Here is a 4,792-nt window from a genome sequence, read left to right on the forward strand (position 1 = left end):
TCGGCCTCGTGCAGGTAGTGACTGTGGCCCTTCAGCACCGGAAGTGGAAATATCTGGGCAGAACTCCAATAAGGTAGGAACAACGTTAGCAATGTAAAATGGTGCACCCAACATCGCTCTACGAAATGGAGAACCTTGGTTATAACCTTCAAAATTACAACCACAGCACGACTGCTGTTTAGCATCATCAAACATCAGAGAATAGCCAGGTGCTACTGACCCAATTACCCCATCTTTACTGATATTAATTGAGCTATAAAAACCCTCTTCATCTTGTTTAGAGCCAAACATCTCAGGAAAGCGAGCACTGTCATCAAGCTGCTGAATTTCAACATCCTGTTCTTCGGAAAAGTCTTGCTGAAGAGAAAACTCATCACCCGCACTGCCGTTCCACTGTAGTAACTTACCTTTTTTGTCTAAGCCCATTAGGTGAGGTTCATTACACTCTAAGCAGAAGCTCAGCTCCAATACAGGCGCACCACAATCACATTTTTGCCTCTGTACTGAATACACATAACCAAACGGCCAGCCTTTTTCCAGCTCCGTACCTGTTTTGCAGCGACAATTACTATCAATGCAAGACCATAAACCATTGGTCATACGCTGAAAAAAGTGTGCACGTAGCTTCAAGAAAGCTTCAGACTTCGTGTCTTTTTTTGTTCCTGTAAGCAGATCGAGCCAACGTAATAATTCGTGCTGACTAATCGTTGGATTACCCGACTTCTGTGCCGTTTTCTTATTGATTTCTAATAACGTTAAAGGTGATGCGCTATTGACGATGGTCTCACGAAGTGCATGAGCATACCGACTCCCTTGAAGCGCCAAATAACGATCTTTAGAGACTTCAGGATCGCGTTTTTTAGTCACTTCACCTTCAGGTTCCATCGCTTCAAGCTCGTTAAGCGTTAATGGCTCGTTTTCAACAAAATCAAGCTCTGGGATCACACGTCGACCACCGATCACCTTTATCTGCTCTTTCGGTACATCCGCAAGTTTTGATAAATACTCTTGAAGTTGTTCGTTTGCATTAGCATCAGCAATGGTCGCTGACGTGGCGACAAAGCGGACGTTTTTCGCTTCCACACCAAATGCTTGTAGTACTCGGCGAAGTTGCAAAGATAACTCGGCAGCTTGTGAGCCCACATAAGTATGCGCTTCATCGAGCACTATCCAACGCAGTGATTTTTCCTGTCTTGAGCGCTCAATGATTGGCGCATCAATTTGCCTCACTAGCATGTACTCAAGCATTGTTCCGTTTGTTACGAGAATCGGTGCAGGCTCTTTACGCATTAGCTCTCGAGAAAGAACCTCATTGCCTCTTTCACTTTGCGCTTTACGCATCTTATTTTCGCTGTTCTCTGTATTGCCGTTATACAGACAATAGCGAATGTTGTTACCGAAGTGCTTCGTCCAAGCGTCTAAACGTTCTTGTTGAGAGTTAATCAGGGCATTTAAAGGATAAAGAAACAGCGCTCTTACCCCCACCAACGGAGCTTGCGTTCGCTGCTGTTCACGGTAGAGATCTTCCAGTACTGGCACCATAAAACACTCGGTTTTACCAGAGCCCGTACCTGAAGTTACAATGGCTGAGTGTGGTTTTTCATCAAGCAACGTTTGCCACGCGGTTAACTGGTGCTTGAAAGGGTTGAAACCAGCTTCAAAGCGGTAGCGATCATTGGATTTATCATCCAAAGCGTTAATGACCGCTGTTGACAATAAGCTTCCTTCTAGATCTTTGACTTTTGGTGTCGCATATTCCCAACCGAACGTGTGCTCAAACAATGGTGGAGCAAGAAACGCGTTCTCTTGCCCACACTCTGAAGACATAATCTCGCTTAAATGATTACGTAAAATAGGATCGGTAATGCCTAAAACGCTGAGGGTAGACTCTTTCGCTCGTGAGATAGACTGCTCAACCAAATCAGTAAAATAGCGCGTCATAACAGATCCTTATTTCGGTAAGTTGGAAAAAATAGCGACAAACAAACGATATACAGGCTCAAACCAGTCACGATCAAAATCACGTAATTTACGAAGGTGGAACACCGCTTCCACTGGAAAATGCGCCAAAATCTCTTTTGGTACTTTTCCACACGCAATCGCTGCGGCAAAAATGGGCCAATACACCACGCCAGATTGAAACCCTGCGTTAGGTTTGAAATCAAAAGGAAGCAGTTTTAAGTTTTGGCACCACATACTAAGCTCTTGTCCAAACTCCGTTGGCCACTCATCGTCTTCACTGTGTGTATGCAGCAGATCTTGATACCACCCCTGCAACATAATTTGAATGATTGGCGCAGGAATGTTGTTTACTTTACCCGTGAGCAGTAACTCTTTTATCGACTCATCATTTAGAATTGGCACGACATCGCCAAGCTTTTCTACTTGCTGCTTAACCAACTGCTCAACCATAGAAGTGTCAATACCAACCGCAGTCAGTGTCGATTTAGACAGCATGATCGCATGCTGCCAATCTGCTATCGAAATCTGCTCCCACAACAGCGGTAACTCAGACTCTAGTTGCGATACCCACTTCTGATTAAATTCCAAACGGAACAGTGCGACAGCAAGGGCACGATAATCACGAACCAAATGACGCCACACCTCAAAGGTCGACATCGGCAAGTAGCCATAGTTTTTATTTGTGGCATCGAGATATGCCCAACCACTGTGTGTCCAGTCGTTCGCCATCTGCGTAATCACGTCAGCAATGACATTTGGCTCAAAGCGTGGGTGAAACAGCTGAGATGCTTTTTGAAGGGTGGTGACCTCGCCTACTCGTTCATTCGATTTACCCGCAAAAAACTTAGCGCGGAAGGCGACATCAGACGACCCGTCCACCGATTCATTCGGTATCACTAGCCACGGCCCCTGGTTATCCGGATCAGATAAAAGAGAGTCCGTTAATAGAAAATCAGGTAAATCAAATTCTCCTGTTTCTACCCCTTCACTCACTCGGCTTACCAAAGGCAATACCTTTTGTTCAGGGTTCGACAGCGACATAAGCACGGGGCTCACTTGGCTAGCATCGGTGACGACCGTTGAGCGAATTCCGACCGTATTTTCACCGCGATCATGCTCTAAGTTAGTAGAGAAATGGCTCACCACATAACTCAAGCTTCGCCCAGGCCCCGTGACTCTCAATTCCACTTCGCTGTCTAAACTTTCAGTCATTGAAAGCAGCTCTAATATCGACCCTTTGAAGCTGTATAAGCTCACTTCAATAGGTTGATTTGTCACTTTGTAGTTCCAACGAAAATAAGGAGATAGCTGTCGATTTGCATTTCTGCGTCCTTTCGCGCTTAACACCGCTTCAAGCTGAAAAGTGGCAGGCATACCGTGCGTAGAGAATAAAAACAATCGGCTACCCAATAGATCATCAACCGCTAGCCTTGGCGCTAGAGATCGGCCTGATTGATTGTAAGCCACCGCCCCTTTTGCAGGGAAAGGCACTTCAATGACTATCGGTTTGGATAGCAAGCTGGCCTGTACTTCTAATTTTATTTTTGCGGGTGGTTTACCTGCCGCCATAACATGAAGCTCTTTCGCTCCATTTTTACTCTTCATTGATACAAGCTCAACGCCTTCACTCAGTAGCTTACAAGTACAAGGGGATGCTGTATGTAATCGGATAAACCCTTCATTAGGTTTATCGCCATTTTGAATCTCGATATCAAAGTCTTTCGGTAAAATACCGATGCGCTTTTTCAGCTGTACTAAACCCGTGTTATCTTTAGCGGTCAGTAATTGGCGTCCATAGCACTCGCCCAAACTCATAGCGCTTAACGAGGCGTTATTGAGAAATATGTCTACTATTGATTCACTGCATAATTCACTAAGTTCGTTAGCTTGCGTTCTGTTTGCAACCACAGATGGGACACCCTTAAACACCAATGGCGGAACCGTTTTATATTTCAGCTGTTCGCCTCTTAGGGTGTGGTCTCCTGCATCAAAGTCGTTAGAGCTGGAGGTAAGAACATATCGCTCTGATTCACCAGAAACCACCTCACACTGGCCTTCAAACAAGTGCACAGGCAAAGTGCCAAAGGTAAATTCGGCTTGCTTTAACTGACCATACACTGAGGCGATCGTGGCTCCCTCAGGTAAGATGACCGCAAGATTTGATTTATTGGTGGTGAACGTCGATTGACTCAGTATCGCCCACTTATCTCCACTTTCAACCAAGGTTAACGGTGACTCACCAACATCGACAGAGCTGTTCGATAAGCGAATTTCACCTAATCGACAACCCGCCTGCATAGCAACGATATACAGTTCACTGCTTGGATTATTTCGGCGAATCTCAACCATAGGGTTACGCATGCGAACACGCATTCCGCGTTCTAACTCGTTCGCATCACCGCGTGCAGATTGACTATCACTTACATCAGAAAACTGAGCAAAGCCCGTTCCTAACGACGCTATCTGGTTGTCGCCTTCGTACACAGCAAGATCAACACGACTTGATGTCACGTTCTCTTTTGAAATATCGAAACGACATTGATGCGGTAACGTGATCCGAGAATAGATGGCTTGGTTAGCAAAAGAAGCAAAGTGATGACACTGTAGCTGCTTTCGAACACGGGCAACTTTGCTCACCTCTTTCGACGCTGTAGATAACAGTTGGCTTAAAAATGCCGAGCCAGTTTCATCTTCCAACGGCAGTGGAAAGCTCTCACGCCAACGAGGAAACTGCTCATCCAAATATTGCGCTGGGTTAGCTTGGCTGTCTAATTCAAATTGATACACCAATGCATCGAGCTTATCCGCCATGTTGGCGATGAGCGTGACT

Annotated in this window: 2 protein-coding genes; both read right to left on the bottom strand. The window is 45.5% G+C overall.

Annotated elements, in window-relative coordinates:
- Positions 1–1,941, bottom strand: a 1,941-nt coding sequence (locus ACP45E_RS18910) for a DEAD/DEAH box helicase (protein WP_141707424.1), incomplete at its 3' end; no start/stop codon positions are given.
- A gap of 9 nt (positions 1,942–1,950) precedes the next feature.
- The coding region (locus tag ACP45E_RS18915) for an STY4851/ECs_5259 family protein (protein ID WP_069585430.1) at positions 1,951–4,792 on the bottom strand (2,842 nt) is incomplete at its 5' end.

Source organism: Vibrio genomosp. F10 str. 9ZD137, from assembly GCF_049974785.1.
In the GTDB taxonomy this organism is placed as follows: Bacteria; Pseudomonadota; Gammaproteobacteria; order Enterobacterales; family Vibrionaceae; genus Vibrio.